Source organism: Enterobacter sp. 3U4 (assembly GCF_057224565.1).
Window position 1 is genome coordinate 689,172 of the sequence record NZ_CP136665.1, and the last position, 15,754, is coordinate 704,925.

Below are 15,754 nucleotides of genomic sequence, written 5' to 3' on the forward strand. Positions count from 1 at the left end.
GCGTGGCATTTCCCCGCCTTACTCTTCATTTTGGAGTAAAGCATGACTGCAGTAACTCAAACAGAAACAACCTCTTCAGCGAACGTCTCGCTGTTCCGTATCGCTTTTGCGGTATTTCTAACCTATATGACCGTTGGCCTGCCGCTGCCGGTGATCCCGCTGTTCGTTCATCAGGAGCTGGGCTATGGCAACACCATGGTCGGCATTGCCGTGGGTATTCAGTTTTTAGCCACGGTATTGACCCGCGGATACGCCGGAAGACTGGCGGATCAGCACGGTGCAAAACGCTCGGCGCTGCAGGGGATGTTTGCCTGTGGGCTGGCGGGCGGCGCCTGGCTGCTGGCGGCTCTCCTGCCGGTAGACGCCGCGTATAAATTTGCGCTGCTGGTGCTGGGCCGTTTAATTCTTGGCTTCGGTGAAAGCCAGCTGCTGACCGGTACCCTGACCTGGGGAATGGGGCTGGTGGGGCCAGCACGTTCCGGCAAGGTGATGTCCTGGAACGGCATGGCCATTTACGGCGCGCTGGCCGCCGGTGCGCCGCTTGGGCTGCTGATTAATAGCCAGTTTGGGTTTGCGGCGCTGGCCGCCACCACGATGGCTTTACCCCTGCTGGCGTGGGCGTTTAACGGCTCGGTGCGTAAAGTGCCCGCGCACAAAGGCGAGCGTCCTTCCCTGTGGAGCGTGGTCGGCCAAATCTGGCAGCCGGGTCTTGGCCTGGCGCTGCAGGGCGTGGGTTTTGCGGTGATTGGTACCTTCGTCTCGCTCTACTTTATGAGCCGCGGCTGGGCGATGGCCGGCTTTACGCTTACCGCGTTTGGCGGCGCGTTTGTGCTGATGCGCGTGCTTTTCGGCTGGATGCCGGATCGCTTCGGCGGCGTTAAGGTCGCGGTAGCGTCGCTGATGATAGAGACCGTGGGTCTGCTGCTACTGTGGAATGCACCCGTGGCATCCGTTGCGCTGCTGGGTGCGGCGCTGACCGGCTGCGGCTGTTCACTGATCTTCCCGGCGCTCGGTGTTGAAGTCGTGAAGCGCGTGGCCCCACAGGTGCGCGGCACGGCGCTGGGCGGCTATGCGGCGTTTCAGGATATCTCATACGGAGTAACCGGGCCGCTGGCCGGGGTGTTAGCCACCTCGTTTGGGTATCCGTCCGTCTTCCTGGCCGGTGCGGTTTCCGCGGTCGTTGGGATCGTGGTGACGCTGGTGGCGTTTCGCAGGTCGTAGTTTTTGCCCGGTGGCGCTTCGCTTACCGGGCCTACAACCGCACTAGCCGTAGGCCGGGTAAGGCGAAGCCGCCACCCGCCAGTTTTAAGCAACCAGCCAGAAAATCGCCAGCGCAATCAGTAGAGCAATAAACATCAGTCCTGGACGCGCAGAGAGCGTTTTGAACGTCTCGACGACTGGCGCAAACAGCGGGCTGTAGATCGGCTGAATGTTTCTCACCTCCGGCACGCCGCCCTCACGCTCGGCGCGGCGAACGAAGATCTGGTTGAGCAGATCCTGCACCTGCGCGGTGGTCAGTACCGTTTGCGGCGTGGCCTGCCAGTTTTGCTGGGCGTAATCCCGGATGGCTTCAAACTCGTGCGGCTCAAGCGGCTGTTTCAGCGCGGCCTGGACGGTATGCAGGGTAGGGGCACTCTGGATGCTAAGCGTCTGGCGCGCCTGGAGCCAGGTCACCAGATGGGTAAACTGTTTGGCCGGGATCAGCTCACCCGCCTTCACGCCGGACAGCTCCAGCATGGATTGCCAGATAAGCTTCGTCGGTTCGCCGGTGGCCGCAGCCAGCTTGGTCACCATCTGCTTGAGCGTGTTATGCTCGGCGGGGAGCAGCGGACGCTCGGTCGCCGGGCGCACCTGTGGCTGCGGAATCGACAGCTCATTGTTCTGCAGCAGCGTCAGCACGGTTTTGAGCTGATCGGGCGTCAGCTGGCCCAGCGCGGTCTGACCATACTGCTGGCGAATAAAATCACTCACCGCCTGGCGATTATTTCCCTGGCCCAGCAGCTCCGTCAGCTGAGAAACAATCTGACGTGTGGTGTGGTTCTGCTGCGCGGTTGTAATACGCTGGTTCAGGTTTTGCTCGGCGGCGGGGAAATGACGCGACTGCAGCGGTGCATCGTTCCTCACGCCTAAATCATGCTTCACCCCGGCCCAGACTTCCGCGTTTTGCTGCGAAGTCAACGCAATCAGGCGCGTGATCAGTCGCTCCAGCACGGTGCGCTGTTGCGTGGATAGCGGTTGTTCACCGGCAACGTTTGGCGTGACGGGGCCTTCACCCGGAGGGCGTGGCGGCGTACCTGAAATGGGCTGCATCGTCAAAAATCCTTAAAGTCAAAACTCAGCGTAAACCTGGCAGACGTATATGCCTGGCGGCCAGATTATGGCACACTTGGCAGGTTTTCTTCCTCTCAAACAGGTACTCAGACGTGAAAATCCTCGTTGATGAAAATATGCCTTACGCCCGCGAGCTGTTTAGCCGCCTGGGTAACGTTAAGGCTGTCCCTGGTCGCCCGATCCCGGTCAACGAACTGGATAACGCAGACGCGCTGATGGTTCGCTCGGTGACCAAAGTAAATGAGGCGTTGCTCGCCGGTAAAGCGATTAAGTTTGTCGGAACCGCAACGGCAGGGACCGATCATGTGGATGATAAATGGCTGACGCAGGCTGGAATCGGTTTTTCCGCCGCGCCGGGCTGTAACGCCATTGCCGTCGTGGAATACGTTTTCTCGTCCCTGCTGATGCTGGCCGAGCGCGACGGTTTTGCGCTGAAAGACCGCATCGTGGGGATTGTCGGCGTGGGTAACGTCGGCGGGCGCCTGCAAAAGCGCCTGGAAGCGTTAGGGATCCGCACGCTGCTGTGCGATCCGCCGCGCAAAGACAACGGTGATGATGGGGATTTCCGCTCGCTGGACGAACTGGTTGAACAGTGTGACGTGCTGACTTTCCACACGCCGCTGTTTAAAGAGGGGCCGTATAAGTCGCTGCATCTTGCTGACGAAGCGCTGATCCGTCGTCTGAAGGCTGGCACTATTCTGATAAATGCCTGCCGTGGTCCGGTAGTCGATAACGCCGCGCTGCTGACGTGCCTGAATGAAGGACAAGATCTCAGCGTGGTGCTGGACGTCTGGGAGCCGGAGCCGGATCTCAACGTTGAGCTGCTTCACAAGGTGGACGTGGGCACGGCGCATATCGCCGGTTACACCCTTGAGGGGAAAGCGCGCGGCACAACGCAGGTCTTCGAGGCCTACAGCGCTTTTATCGGTCATCCGCAGCAGGTAGCCCTGGACACCTTACTCCCGGCGCCTGAATTTGGCCGCATTACCCTGCACGGCCCGCTCGATCAGGCAACGCTGAAAAGGCTGGTGCATTTGGTGTATGATGTGCGCCGCGATGATGCGCTGCTGCGTAAAGTGGCGGGGATCCCGGGTGAGTTTGATAAGCTGCGCAAGAACTACGTTGAGCGCCGCGAGTGGTCTTCCCTGTATGTGATGTGCGACGACGCGTCGGCGGCGACGCTGCTGCATAAGCTGGGATTTAACGCCGTTCATCACCCGGCACGTTAATGTCTTCTTAATGCTCCCTGTCGGATACTCCGACAGGGACGCTTTTTTATTTCTGGAGTAAACCACCATGTCTGAAGGCTGGAACATTGCCATTTTAGGTGCCACCGGTGCCGTGGGCGAAGCCCTGCTCGAAACCCTTGCTGAGCGTCAGTTCCCGGTGGGCGACATCTATGCGCTGGCGCGTACCGACAGTGCAGGTGAGCATCTGCGTTTTAACAGTAAATCCGTCATGGTCCAGGACGCGGCAGCGTTCGACTGGACGCAGGCGCAGCTGGCGTTTTTCGCCGCAGGTACTGAAGCCACTGCGGCGTACGTTGAAGAGGCGACCAACGCAGGCTGCCTGGTGATCGACCTGAGCGGCTTGTTCTCCATGGAGCCGGATGTGCCGCTGGTGGTACCGGACGTGAACCCGTTTGTGCTGGCTGACTACCGCAACCGTAACGTTATTGCGGTGCCGAACAGCCTGACCAGCCAGCTGCTGACCGCGCTGAAACCGCTGATCGACGACGGTGGCCTGTCGCGCATTACCGTTACCAGCCTGCTGTCCGCGTCCGCGAACGGCAAAAAGGCCGTTGACGCGCTGGCCGGGCAGAGTGCGAAGCTGCTGAACGGTATCCCGATTGACGAAGATGATTTCTTTGGCCGCCAGCTGGCGTTCAACATGCTGCCGCTGCTGCCGGACCGCGAGGGCTCCGTGCGCGAAGAGCGTCGTATCGTTGATGAAGTGCGTAAAATTCTGCAGGACGATGGCCTGATGATCTCCGCGAACGTCGTGCAGTCCCCGGTCTTTTACGGCCACGCGCAGATGGTTGGCTTTGAAGCCCTGCGTCCGCTGGCGGCGGAAGAGGCGCGCGACGCGTTTGGCCGCGGCGAAGACATCGTGCTCTCTGAAGAGAGCGAGTTCCCGACCCAGGTTGGCGATGCCACCGGTAGCGCGCATCTTTCCGTTGGCTGCGTGCGTAACGATTACGGCATGCCGGAACAGGTTCAGTTCTGGTCCGTTGCCGACAACGTTCGCTTTGGCGGCGCGCTGATGGCGGTCAAAATCGCCGAAAAACTGGTGCAGGAGTATCTGTACTGATGTCAGGCGTGGAACAAAAGCCGGTCCATAGAATTGCCCTCGGAATTGAGTACGATGGCAGTAAATATTATGGCTGGCAGCGTCAGAACGAAGTGCGCAGCGTCCAGGAGAAGCTGGAGAAAGCGCTCTCTCAGGTGGCAAACGAGCCGATTAACGTCCTGTGCGCAGGACGTACGGACGCGGGTGTTCACGGCACGGGGCAGGTGGTGCACTTTGAAACCACCGCCGTGCGTAAGGATGCCGCCTGGACGCTGGGGGTAAATGCGAATTTGCCTGGTGACATTGCGGTGCGTTGGGTAAAAGCTGTGCCGGATGATTTTCACGCGCGCTTTAGCGCCACGGCGCGTCGCTACCGTTATGTCATCTACAACCAGCGCCTGCGTCCAGCGGTGTTAAGCCAGGGCGTGACGCATTTTTATGAACCGCTTGATGCAGAACGTATGCATCGCGCGGCGCAGTGTCTGATTGGAGAAAATGACTTTACGTCGTTTCGTGCGGTGCAGTGCCAGTCCCGTACGCCGTGGCGCAACGTCATGCACATAAACGTCAGCCGTTTTGGCGCGTATGTGGTGGTGGATATCAAAGCCAATGCCTTTGTACATCATATGGTTCGGAATATTGTGGGCAGCCTGATGGAAGTGGGTGCCGGACACCAGCCGGAGAGCTGGATTGCAGACCTGCTTGCAGCGAAGGACAGAACGCTTGCGGCAGCTACGGCGAAAGCGGAAGGGTTGTATCTGGTCTCGGTAGACTATCCGGATCGGTTTGACCTGCCGAAACCGCCAATGGGCCCGCTGTTTTTAGCGGACTAAACAAAGGTGCAATTAGGGCTTAGACAATATGGACGTAATACGTTTTCTGATTGATTTCATTTTGCATATTGATGTTCACCTGGCGGAGCTGGTCGCGCAGTATGGCGTCTGGGTTTACGCCATTCTGTTCCTCATTCTGTTTTGTGAAACCGGACTGGTCGTTACCCCATTCCTGCCAGGGGATTCGCTGCTGTTCGTTGCCGGCGCGCTATCGGCGTTACCCACTAACGATCTGAACGTGCATCTTATGGTTGTGCTGATGGTGATTGCCGCTATTGTCGGTGATGCGGTTAACTATACGATTGGACGAGTGTTCGGTGAGCGGCTTTTCAGCAATCCTGATTCGAAAATTTTCCGTCGCAGCTATTTAGACAAAACCCATGCGTTCTATGAACGCCATGGCGGAAAAACCATTATCCTTGCGCGGTTTGTGCCTATTGTGCGCACATTTGCACCGTTTGTGGCGGGAATGGGGCATATGTCCTATCGTCATTTTGCCATGTATAACGTCCTGGGGGCGCTGCTGTGGGTGCTGCTGTTTACCTATGCAGGCTACCTTTTTGGCGATCTTCCGATCGTTCAGGAAAACCTTAAGTTGCTGATTGTAGCGATTATTGTGCTTTCCATACTGCCGGGCGTTATCGAAATCATTCGTCACAAACGTGCGGCGGCAAAGCAAGCGAAGTAAATGCACGCTGGCGGTTCGACCACTTTTTTATCCAAAGTTTCGGGCTGTTATGTTTTAATGTGCAACATTCATGGTCTGTTGGAGGCAAAAATGGCATTATTCGCCTCTTATAGCAAAACTGGCATACGACCAGGTTCAGGCAGAAAGGTTATCAATGAGCTGGATTGAACGAATTAAAAGCAACATTACCCCAACTCGCAAAGCGAGCATTCCTGAAGGGGTATGGACGAAGTGTGATAGCTGCGGCCAGGTTCTGTATCGCGCAGAGCTGGAGCGCAACCTTGAGGTGTGTCCGAAGTGTGACCACCATATGCGTATGTCGGCGCGCAACCGCCTGCATAGCCTGCTGGACGAAGGCTCTCTGGTAGAGCTGGGTAGCGAACTCGAGCCGAAAGACGTGCTGAAGTTCCGCGATTCCAAAAAATACAAAGATCGTCTGGCCTTTGCACAGAAAGAGACCGGCGAGAAAGACGCGCTGATCGTCATGAAAGGCACCCTGCATGAGATGCCGGTTGTCGCCGCTGCCTTTGAGTTCTCCTTTATGGGTGGCTCAATGGGCTCCGTGGTCGGTGCGCGCTTCGTGCGTGCCGTAGAGCAGGCGCTGGAAGACAACTGTCCGCTGATCTGCTTCTCTGCCTCCGGCGGTGCGCGTATGCAGGAAGCGCTGATGTCGCTGATGCAGATGGCAAAAACCTCTGCTGCGCTGGCGAAGATGCAGGAGCGCGGTCTGCCGTACATCTCCGTGCTGACCGACCCAACCATGGGCGGCGTCTCCGCGAGCTTCGCGATGCTGGGCGATCTGAACATCGCTGAGCCAAAAGCGCTGATCGGCTTTGCCGGTCCTCGCGTTATCGAGCAGACCGTTCGTGAAAAACTGCCGCCGGGCTTCCAGCGCAGTGAGTTCCTTATCGAGAAAGGCGCCATCGACATGATCGTCCGCCGTCCGGAAATGCGCCTGAAGCTGGCGAGCATCCTGGCGAAGCTGATGAATCTGCCAGCGCCGAACCCGGATGAGCCGCGCGAAGGCGTGGTGGTACCGGATCAGGAACCCGAGGCCTGATAACTGAAAAGGGCAGGGCCGGTTGGCGCTGCCCTTTTGCTTTCTAATCTGTTAATGACAACCGGGCATTATGGAAAATAAAAGCATTCCCCAAGCCACGTCGCCCCTGGCCGCGTGGCTTTCTTATCTGGAAAACCTGCACAGTAAAACCATCGATATGGGGCTTGAGCGCGTAAGCCAGGTTGCGGCGCGTCTTGATGTGCTCAAACCGGCGCCGTTCGTGTTCACCGTCGCGGGAACCAACGGTAAAGGCACGACCTGCCGCACGCTGGAATCCGTCCTGATGGCGGCCGGTTACAGAGTTGGCGTTTACAGCTCTCCGCACCTGGTGCGCTACACCGAGCGGGTCCGCGTGCAAAATCGCGAACTGCCGGAATCCGCGCATACGGCGTCGTTCGCAGAAATTGAAGCCGCGCGCGGAGAGATCTCATTAACCTATTTTGAATACGGTACCCTGTCGGCCCTGTGGCTGTTCAAACAGGCGCAGCTGGATGTGGTGATCCTTGAGGTTGGCCTCGGCGGACGTCTTGATGCAACCAATATCGTGGATGCGGACGTGGCGGTGGTCACCAGCATCGCGCTGGACCATGTCGACTGGCTGGGGCCGGATCGTGAAAGCATTGGCCGCGAGAAGGCCGGTATTTTCCGCGCAAATAAACCCGCCGTGGTCGGCGAACCGGATATGCCGCATACCATTGCTGAAGTTGCGAACGAGAAGGGGGCGCAGCTGCTGCGCCGCGGCGTTGACTGGCAGTATGAGGTTCAGGGCAACGGCTGGCGCTTTAGCGACGCGCAGGGCGCGCTCGACAACCTGCCGCTGCCGCAGGTGCCGCAGCCGAACGCGGCCACCGCGCTGGCTGCACTGCGCGCCAGCGGATTAGCGGTGGGCGAGCAGGCAATCCGCAACGGCATTCAGAGCGCAATTCTGCCCGGGCGTTTCCAGATCGTCAGCGAGTCACCGCGCCTGATTCTGGACGTGGCGCACAACCCGCATGCGGCGGCGTATCTCGCGGGACGTCTCAAATCGTTACCAAAAACCGGGCGCGTGCTGGCGGTTATCGGTATGCTTCATGATAAAGATATCGGCGGGACGCTGGCCTGCATGGAGAGTGTGGTCGATAGCTGGTATTGTGCTCCTCTGGAGGGGCCGCGCGGCGCGACGGCTGAGCAGCTGATGGAACATCTCGGCAAAGGCGCAATCTATAGTAGCGTGGCTCAGGCCTGGCATGCCGCGATGGCGGATGCTAAACCAGAAGATACCGTGCTGGTGTGTGGGTCATTCCACACGGTGGCACATGTCATGGAAGCGATGGACGCGGGGAGAACCGGTGGCGAGTAAGTTTCAGAACCGTTTAACAGGAACCATTGTGCTGGTCGCGCTCGGGGTGATTATTCTCCCGGGGCTGCTCGACGGGCAGAAAAAGCATTATCAGGATGAGTTTGCCGCTATTCCGCTGGTGCCGAAGCCGGGTGACCGCGATGAGCCGGATATGCTGCCCGCGGCGACGCAGGCGCTGCCTGCTCAGCCGCCGGAAGGCGCGGCGGAAGAGGTGCGCGCGGGTGATGCCGCCGCACCGTCGCTCGACCCGTCTCGCCTGGCGGCCACGAGCAACAGCGATATCGATCCCGTGCCGGTCGAACAGCCTAAACCGGTTGAAAAACCGAAGCCGGTTGAGAAGCCGCAGCCGAAACCGCAGCGTGATAAAGCGGCAGAACAGCTCGCCGCGGCGTCAGAGACGCCTCCGCCAGCAAAACCGACGCAGCAGGACGCTGCTGCTCCAACGGGGAAAGCCTACGTGGTGCAGCTCGGTGCGCTGAAAAACGCCGATAAAGTCAACGAGGTCGTGAGCAAACTGCGCAGTGCGGGATATCGTGTTTACACTTCACCTTCCACGCCGGTGCAGGGTAAAATTACCCGTATCCTCGTGGGGCCAGAAGCGTCCAAAGATAAGCTTAAAGGTTCACTCGGTGAGCTGAAGCAGATCTCCGGCCTGAGCGGTGTGGTGATGGGCTACAGCGCAAACTGATAAGATCTTGCCCCTCACCCTGACCCTCTCCCCTGAGGGGAGAGGGGACGATTTTCTCCCTCTATCTTGTGGGAGAGGGCTGGGGGGAGGGAGAGCAGACGTTCAAAGAAACGTCAAAAGGACCGGGGGCGTTGAACATTTTTTCAGCGCCTTTTTTATTTACGCGCGGGAAGGAAATCCCTACGCAAACGTTTTCTTTTTCTGTTAGAATTCGCCCCGAACTGGATGACAGGGCGTTAAATCGTGGGACACATATGGTCTGGATTGATTACGCCATCATTGCGGTGATTGGTTTTTCCTGTCTGGTTAGCCTGATCCGTGGCTTTGTTCGTGAAGCGTTATCGCTGGTAACCTGGGGTTGTGCTTTCTTTGTTGCCAGTCATTACTACACTTACCTGTCTGTCTGGTTCACGGGCTTTGAAGATGAACTGGTCCGAAACGGAATTGCCATCGCGGTGCTCTTTATCGCAACGCTGATTGTCGGCGCTATCGTGAATTACGTGATAGGTCAGCTGGTCGAGAAAACCGGTCTGTCAGGAACGGACAGGGTGCTCGGGATCTGTTTCGGGGCGTTACGAGGCGTGCTGATTGTGGCCGCGATCCTGTTCTTCCTGGATACCTTCACCGGGTTCTCCAAAAGCGAAGACTGGCAAAAATCGCAGCTCATTCCAGAGTTCAGCTTCATCATCAGATGGTTCTTTGACTATCTGCAAAGCTCGTCGAGTTTTTTGCCCAGGGCATAAACCCTGAGATGTGGCTTAACGAGGAAAAGACGAATGTGCGGTATTGTCGGTATCGCCGGTTTCATGCCGGTAAACCAGTCGATTTATGACGCGTTAACGGTGCTTCAGCACCGTGGGCAGGATGCTGCGGGTATCATCACCATTGATGCAAACAACTGCTTCCGTTTACGCAAGGCGAATGGCCTGGTAAACGATGTGTTTGAAGCCCGCCATATGCAGCGTCTGCAAGGTAATATGGGGATCGGTCACGTTCGTTATCCTACTGCTGGCAGTTCCAGCGCCTCGGAGGCACAGCCTTTCTACGTCAACTCACCGTATGGCATCACCCTTGCTCATAACGGCAACCTGACCAACGCGCATGAGCTGCGTAAAAAGCTGTTCGAAGAGAAACGTCGCCACATTAACACCACCTCTGATTCTGAAATCCTGCTCAATGTGTTCGCCAGCGAGCTGGATAACTTCCGTCACTATCCGCTGGAAGCAGATAATATTTTTGCCGCGATTGCCGCGACAAACCGTCAGATCCGCGGCGCGTACGCCTGCGTTGCGATGATCATCGGTCACGGTATGGTCGCTTTCCGCGATCCAAACGGCATTCGTCCGCTGGTGCTCGGTAAGCGTGACCTCGGCGATGGCCGTACTGAATATATGGTTGCCTCTGAAAGCGTGGCGCTGGATACCCTGGGCTTCGAATTCCTGCGCGACGTTGCGCCGGGCGAAGCGGTTTACATCACCGAGAAGGGCCAGCTGTTTACCCGCCAGTGTGCCGACAACCCGGTCAGCAACCCGTGCCTGTTTGAATACGTTTACTTTGCCCGTCCGGATTCGTTCATCGACAAAATTTCCGTCTACAGCGCGCGCGTCAACATGGGCACCAAGCTGGGCGAGAAGATTGCCCGCGAGTGGGACGATCTCGACATTGACGTGGTTATTCCTATCCCGGAAACCTCCTGCGATATCGCGCTGGAGATCGCCCGCATTCTGGACAAGCCATACCGTCAGGGCTTCGTGAAGAACCGCTACGTTGGCCGCACGTTTATCATGCCGGGACAGCATCTGCGCCGTAAGTCCGTGCGCCGCAAGCTGAACGCCAACCGCGCGGAATTCCGCGACAAGAACGTTCTGCTGGTGGACGACTCAATCGTTCGCGGTACCACTTCTGAGCAGATTATCGAGATGGCGCGCGAAGCGGGTGCGAAGAAAGTCTACCTGGCCTCTGCTGCGCCGGAGATTCGCTTCCCGAACGTGTACGGCATCGATATGCCAACCGCCAACGAGCTGATCGCTCACGGCCGTGAAGTGGATGAAATTCGCCAGATCATCGGTGCCGACGGCCTGATTTTCCAGGATCTGAACGATCTCATCGACGCGGTGCGTGCCGAGAACCCGGAAATTCAGCAGTTTGAATGCTCCGTGTTCAACGGTATTTACGTGACCAAAGACGTTGACCAGCAGTACCTCGACTATCTTGATTCGCTGCGCAACGACGATGCGAAAGCCGTCCAGCTGCAGAACGATCTCGAAAGCTTAGAGATGCACAACGAAGGTTGATGCTCCGGCAGGTGAGGGCGAATGCCCTCACTTGCAACTCCCCGCAAAATCCTGCACAGTCTGCCCTGAAATCAGTAAGGGCGAAAATCATGAAACGACTCATTGTTGGGCTCAGCGGCGCCAGCGGCGCGATTTACGGCGTACGTTTGTTGCAGGTTCTGCGTAACGTGGCGGACGTCGAAACCCATCTGGTGATGAGCCAGGCGGCGCGGCAGACCCTCTCTCTGGAAACCGATCTCTCCCTGCGCGATGTTCAGGCGCTGGCGGATGTCGTTCACGATGCCCGTGATATCGCTGCCAGCATCTCCTCAGGCTCGTTTAAAACAGCCGGCATGGTAATCCTGCCCTGTTCCATTAAAACGCTCTCCGGCATTGTGAATAGCTATACCGACACCCTGGTGACGCGCGCGGCGGATGTGGTGCTGAAGGAGCGTCGTCCTCTGGTGCTGTGCGTGCGGGAAACGCCGCTGCACCTCGGCCATCTGCGTTTGATGACCCAGGCCGCCGAGCTTGGAGCCATCATCATGCCGCCGGTACCCGCATTCTACCATCGCCCGCAAACGCTGGATGACGTGGTTAATCAGACCGTTAATCGCGTGCTGGATCAGTTTGACATCGACCTGCCTGAAGATCTCTTCACCCGCTGGCAGGGTGCCTGAATCTGTGCACAAACAGAGTGCATGAAAAGAGACGTTGCCCTGTTTCAGGGCAATTATGCAACGGCGATCATATCCTCGACATTTAATTCGTTTTTTCCCTTTTTCTCTTTCCGGTTCGTTCGGCAGACCTGCTATCTTTCACCATTAAGGCAATATCGCAACGTTTTATTAACATATTTAACGTCGAAGTTTTGACCAGACGGCAATGTGGCATAAGACCTGCAAGATGAAGCCTGCAACACAACACACAACACAATACATAATAAAATCACGGTACTTGAGGGTAAATGTATGAAGAAGACGGTTCTGGCTCTGTCTTTGCTCGTGGGGTTAAGTGCGGCAGCAGGTAGCTACGCAGCGCTTCCACAGACGGTTCGTATCGGTACAGACGCAACCTACGCGCCATTCTCTTCCAAGGATGCGAAAGGCGATTTCGTGGGGTTTGATATCGATCTGGGTAATGAAATGTGCAAACGCATTGCGGTGAAATGCACATGGGTGGGCAGCGACTTTGACGCGTTAATCCCGTCGCTGAAAGCCAAGAAAATCGACGCCATTATCTCTTCTCTCTCCATCACCGAAAAACGCCAGCAGGAGATTGCCTTCTCTGACAAGCTCTACGCCGCGGATTCTCGCCTGATTGCCCCTAAAGGCTCCCCGATTAAGCCCACCATCGACTCGCTGAAAGGCAAACACGTCGGCGTGCTTCAGGGCTCGACGCAGGAAGGTTATGCCAATGCTAACTGGCGTGAAAAGGGTGTAGACGTGGTGGCTTACCAGAACCAGGATCTGATTTACTCTGACCTGGCCGCCGGTCGTCTGGATGCCGCATTCCAGGATGAAGTCGCCGCAAGCGAAGGCTTCCTGAAGCAGCCTGCGGGCAAAGACTTCGCGTTTGCAGGCCCGTCGGTGAAAGACAAAAAATACTTTGGTGACGGCACCGGTATTGGCCTGCGTAAGGATGATACCGAGCTGAAAGCCGCCTTCGACAAAGCCTTTGCTGAGCTGCGTAAAGACGGTACTTACGACAAACTGGCGAAGAAATACTTCGACTTCAACGTATACGGTGAATAACCCCTGGCGGTGACGCACCGGAAAGGTGCGTTACGGGAATGGTTGACCCAATACGGTGCATCTGTTGCACCGTATTGGATCGCTTTGTGCATACTTACGCATTTATAATGCAAAAATTCCCGCCCTGAAGGCATTAATCTTTGCCTGACTGAGGGGATTAATGGCACATTAGCACCACCCCGTCGTCGTAAAAATCCCGTATGAAGACAGTTTGTTGAGGACAAATATGAAAAAACTCGTGTTGTCATTATCTCTGGTACTGGCCTTTTCCAGCGCCACCGCGGCATTTGCAGCAATTCCGCAGAAAATTCGCATTGGCACCGATCCTACCTATGCGCCGTTCGAATCGAAGAATTCAAAGGGTGAGCTGGTCGGTTTTGACATCGATCTGGCCAATGAGCTGTGCAAACGCATCAAAGCACAGTGTACCTACGTTGAGAACCCGCTGGATGCGCTGATCCCTTCCCTGAAAGCGAAAAAAATCGACGTGATCATGTCCTCGCTCTCCATCACCGAAAAACGCCAGCAGGAGATTGCCTTCACCGACAAACTCTACGCGGCCGATTCACGTCTGGTGGTGGCTAAATCTTCTGACGTTCAGCCAACGCTGGAGTCCCTGAAAGGCAAACGCGTCGGCGTGCTGCAGGGCACCACGCAGGAAACCTACGGTAACGAACACTGGGCACCGAAGGGGATTGAAATTGTCTCCTATCAGGGCCAGGAAAATATCTACGCTGACCTGACGGCAGGCCGTATTGATGCGGCATTCCAGGATGAAGTCGCGGCAAGCGAAGGCTTCCTGAAAACGCCGGTGGGTAAAGATTACAAGTTTGGCGGCCCGTCCATTAAGGATGTGAAGCTGTTTGGTGTGGGTACCGGTATGGGCCTGCGCAAAGAAGACAACGAGCTGCGTGAGGCGCTGAACAAAGCGTTCGCTGAAATGCGCGCTGACGGCACCTACGATAAGCTGGCGAAAAAGTACTTTGATTTTAATGTTTACGGCGGCTAATCGCCCCGTCAAATAACGTGCGGCCCCTCCCGCTGTGGGAGGGGAAAAGACACGGTTCCACCACTCACGATACGACAGGGCTCGCGGTATGCTGTACGGATTTTCTGGCGTTATTTTACAGGGCGCGCTTGTCACCCTTGAGCTGGCTATCAGCTCCGTGGTGCTGGCGGTGCTGATAGGTCTGGCAGGCGCAGGGGCGAAGCTTTCGGCTAACAAACCGCTGGCGCTAATTTTTGAAGGCTACACCACGCTTATTCGCGGCGTTCCCGATCTGGTGCTGATGCTGCTGATCTTTTACGGTCTGCAGATTGCGCTGAACAGCGTGACGGACGCGATGGGCATGGGACAAATTGATATCGACCCAATGGTGGCCGGTATTATTACCCTCGGATTTATCTACGGTGCCTACTTCACCGAAACCTTCCGCGGTGCTTATATGGCCGTGCCGAAAGGCCACATTGAGGCGGCAACCGCATTTGGTTTTACCTCTTCACAAACGTTTCGTCGGATTATGTTCCCGGCCATGATGCGCTATGCGCTGCCGGGCATCGGCAACAACTGGCAGGTTATCCTCAAAGCCACTGCGCTGGTTTCGCTGCTCGGCCTGGAAGATGTGGTTAAAGCGACTCAGCTGGCGGGCAAGAGCACCTGGGAGCCGTTCTACTTTGCGGTGGTCTGCGGCGTGATTTATCTGGTCTTTACGACCGTCTCCAATGGTGTGCTGCTTCTGCTCGAGCGTCGCTACTCCGTGGGTGTGAAGAGGGCTGACCTGTGATTGAGATTATTCAGGAATACTGGAAATCGCTGCTGTGGACGGATGGCTACCGCTTTACCGGCGTGGCGATTACGCTCTGGCTGCTGATCTCCTCCGTGGTGATGGGCGGCATTCTGGCGGTGTTTCTTGCCATTGGCCGCGTGTCGAACAATAAATTTATCCAGTTCCCGATCTGGCTGTTTACCTACGTGTTTCGCGGTACGCCGCTGTACGTGCAGCTGCTGGTATTCTATTCGGGGATGTACACGCTTGAGATCGTAAAAGGCACTGAGATGCTGAATGCGTTCTTCCGCAGCGGCCTGAACTGTACGGTGCTGGCGTTGACGCTCAACACCTGCGCCTACACCACCGAGATTTTCGCCGGTGCAATTCGCTCTGTCCCTTACGGTGAGATTGAAGCGGCGCGCGCGTACGGCTTTTCCTCGGTGAAACTTTATCGCTGCATTATTCTGCCGTCGGCGCTGCGTATCGCGTTACCGGCGTACAGTAACGAAGTGATTTTGATGCTGCACTCCACCGCGCTCGCCTTTACCGCGACGGTGCCGGATCTGCTCAAGATCGCGCGCGATATTAACTCCGCGACCTATCAGCCGTTTACCGCGTTTGGCATTGCGGCGGTGCTCTATTTAATTATCTCTTATGTTCTGATCAGCCTGTTCCGTAAGGCTGAAAAACGCTGGTTGCAGCATATAAAACCTTCTTCGACGCACTGAGA

Annotated in this window: 16 protein-coding genes; 15 read left to right on the top strand and 1 reads right to left on the bottom strand. The window is 56.7% G+C overall.

The genetic code is table 11. The annotated features are described in order from the left end of the window. Positions 1-42 precede the first annotated feature (42 nt). Positions 43-1,221, top strand: coding sequence for an arabinose transporter (locus RVY89_RS03300; RefSeq protein ID WP_484826892.1), 1,179 nt, complete (start codon positions 43-45; stop codon positions 1,219-1,221). An 84-nt stretch (positions 1,222-1,305) separates the two neighbouring features. Here RVY89_RS03300 and flk read toward each other — a convergent pair whose 3' ends face one another. Then, the gene (gene flk, locus RVY89_RS03305; protein WP_484826893.1) at positions 1,306-2,310 is read right to left on the bottom strand and encodes a flagella biosynthesis regulator Flk; all 1,005 of its coding nucleotides are present in this window, start codon (positions 2,308-2,310) and stop codon (positions 1,306-1,308) included. 113 nt (positions 2,311-2,423) lie between these two features. Between flk and pdxB the strand changes: the two genes are divergently transcribed. The 14 genes from pdxB to RVY89_RS03375 all read left to right on the top strand — a co-directional run bounded on the left by pdxB (position 2,424) and on the right by RVY89_RS03375 (position 15,752). Then, complete coding sequence (gene pdxB / locus RVY89_RS03310; protein WP_484826894.1) at positions 2,424-3,560, top strand: 4-phosphoerythronate dehydrogenase PdxB; 1,137 nt, start codon at positions 2,424-2,426, stop codon at positions 3,558-3,560. A gap of 67 nt (positions 3,561-3,627) precedes the next feature. Next, on the top strand, positions 3,628-4,641 hold the full coding sequence (locus RVY89_RS03315; RefSeq protein WP_395314438.1) for an aspartate-semialdehyde dehydrogenase: 1,014 nt from the start codon (positions 3,628-3,630) through the stop codon (positions 4,639-4,641). Further along, a complete protein-coding gene (truA, locus tag RVY89_RS03320) occupies positions 4,641-5,453 on the top strand; it encodes a tRNA pseudouridine(38-40) synthase TruA (protein WP_484826895.1) in 813 nt (270 codons plus the stop codon). Before RVY89_RS03315 ends, truA begins: the two co-directional genes overlap by 1 nt. Before the next feature lie 28 nt (positions 5,454-5,481). Beyond that, complete coding sequence (locus RVY89_RS03325; protein ID WP_484826896.1) at positions 5,482-6,141, top strand: DedA family protein; 660 nt, start codon at positions 5,482-5,484, stop codon at positions 6,139-6,141. 154 nt (positions 6,142-6,295) lie between these two features. Continuing rightward, positions 6,296-7,201: an acetyl-CoA carboxylase, carboxyltransferase subunit beta gene (gene accD / locus RVY89_RS03330; protein WP_484826897.1), complete on the top strand. Its 906-nt coding sequence runs from the start codon at positions 6,296-6,298 to the stop codon at positions 7,199-7,201. 70 nt (positions 7,202-7,271) lie between these two features. After that, entirely contained in the window at positions 7,272-8,540 is a 1,269-nt protein-coding gene (gene folC / locus RVY89_RS03335; protein ID WP_484826898.1) for a bifunctional tetrahydrofolate synthase/dihydrofolate synthase, read from the top strand. After that, a complete protein-coding gene (dedD, locus tag RVY89_RS03340; protein ID WP_045908737.1) occupies positions 8,530-9,228 on the top strand; it encodes a cell division protein DedD in 699 nt (232 codons plus the stop codon). Before folC ends, dedD begins: the two co-directional genes overlap by 11 nt. A 254-nt stretch (positions 9,229-9,482) precedes the next feature. Then, entirely contained in the window at positions 9,483-9,971 is a 489-nt protein-coding gene (cvpA, locus tag RVY89_RS03345; RefSeq protein WP_000262116.1) for a colicin V production protein, read from the top strand. 33 nt (positions 9,972-10,004) lie between these two features. Further along, entirely contained in the window at positions 10,005-11,522 is a 1,518-nt protein-coding gene (gene purF, locus RVY89_RS03350; RefSeq protein ID WP_021241570.1) for an amidophosphoribosyltransferase, read from the top strand. An 89-nt stretch (positions 11,523-11,611) separates the two neighbouring features. Beyond that, entirely contained in the window at positions 11,612-12,181 is a 570-nt protein-coding gene (locus RVY89_RS03355) for a UbiX family flavin prenyltransferase (protein ID WP_484826899.1), read from the top strand. 291 nt (positions 12,182-12,472) lie between these two features. Continuing rightward, the gene (argT, locus tag RVY89_RS03360) at positions 12,473-13,255 is read left to right on the top strand and encodes a lysine/arginine/ornithine ABC transporter substrate-binding protein ArgT (RefSeq protein WP_032642008.1); all 783 of its coding nucleotides are present in this window, start codon (positions 12,473-12,475) and stop codon (positions 13,253-13,255) included. A 226-nt stretch (positions 13,256-13,481) separates the two neighbouring features. Next, the gene (hisJ, locus tag RVY89_RS03365) at positions 13,482-14,264 is read left to right on the top strand and encodes a histidine ABC transporter substrate-binding protein HisJ (RefSeq protein WP_024908950.1); all 783 of its coding nucleotides are present in this window, start codon (positions 13,482-13,484) and stop codon (positions 14,262-14,264) included. Between the two features lie 88 nt (positions 14,265-14,352). Next, positions 14,353-15,039: a histidine ABC transporter permease HisQ gene (locus tag RVY89_RS03370; RefSeq protein ID WP_014832782.1), complete on the top strand. Its 687-nt coding sequence runs from the start codon at positions 14,353-14,355 to the stop codon at positions 15,037-15,039. Continuing rightward, positions 15,036-15,752 (top strand): ABC transporter permease, encoded by a 717-nt coding sequence (locus RVY89_RS03375; protein ID WP_008502590.1) that lies wholly within the window; start codon positions 15,036-15,038, stop codon positions 15,750-15,752. The genes RVY89_RS03370 and RVY89_RS03375 overlap by 4 nt, the downstream gene beginning before the upstream one ends. Positions 15,753-15,754 lie beyond the last annotated feature (2 nt).

Coding starts and splice junctions, on each gene's coding strand:
- RVY89_RS03300 (WP_484826892.1), top strand. CDS start 43: ATGACTGCAGTAACTCAAACAGAAACAACCTCTTCAGCGAACGTCTCG.
- flk (WP_484826893.1), bottom strand. CDS start 2,310: ATGCAGCCCATTTCAGGTACGCCGCCACGCCCTCCGGGTGAAGGCCCC.
- RVY89_RS03315 (WP_395314438.1), top strand. CDS start 3,628: ATGTCTGAAGGCTGGAACATTGCCATTTTAGGTGCCACCGGTGCCGTG.
- truA (WP_484826895.1), top strand. CDS start 4,641: ATGTCAGGCGTGGAACAAAAGCCGGTCCATAGAATTGCCCTCGGAATT.
- RVY89_RS03325 (WP_484826896.1), top strand. CDS start 5,482: ATGGACGTAATACGTTTTCTGATTGATTTCATTTTGCATATTGATGTT.
- accD (WP_484826897.1), top strand. CDS start 6,296: ATGAGCTGGATTGAACGAATTAAAAGCAACATTACCCCAACTCGCAAA.
- folC (WP_484826898.1), top strand. CDS start 7,272: ATGGAAAATAAAAGCATTCCCCAAGCCACGTCGCCCCTGGCCGCGTGG.
- cvpA (WP_000262116.1), top strand. CDS start 9,483: ATGGTCTGGATTGATTACGCCATCATTGCGGTGATTGGTTTTTCCTGT.
- purF (WP_021241570.1), top strand. CDS start 10,005: ATGTGCGGTATTGTCGGTATCGCCGGTTTCATGCCGGTAAACCAGTCG.
- RVY89_RS03355 (WP_484826899.1), top strand. CDS start 11,612: ATGAAACGACTCATTGTTGGGCTCAGCGGCGCCAGCGGCGCGATTTAC.
- argT (WP_032642008.1), top strand. CDS start 12,473: ATGAAGAAGACGGTTCTGGCTCTGTCTTTGCTCGTGGGGTTAAGTGCG.
- hisJ (WP_024908950.1), top strand. CDS start 13,482: ATGAAAAAACTCGTGTTGTCATTATCTCTGGTACTGGCCTTTTCCAGC.
- RVY89_RS03370 (WP_014832782.1), top strand. CDS start 14,353: ATGCTGTACGGATTTTCTGGCGTTATTTTACAGGGCGCGCTTGTCACC.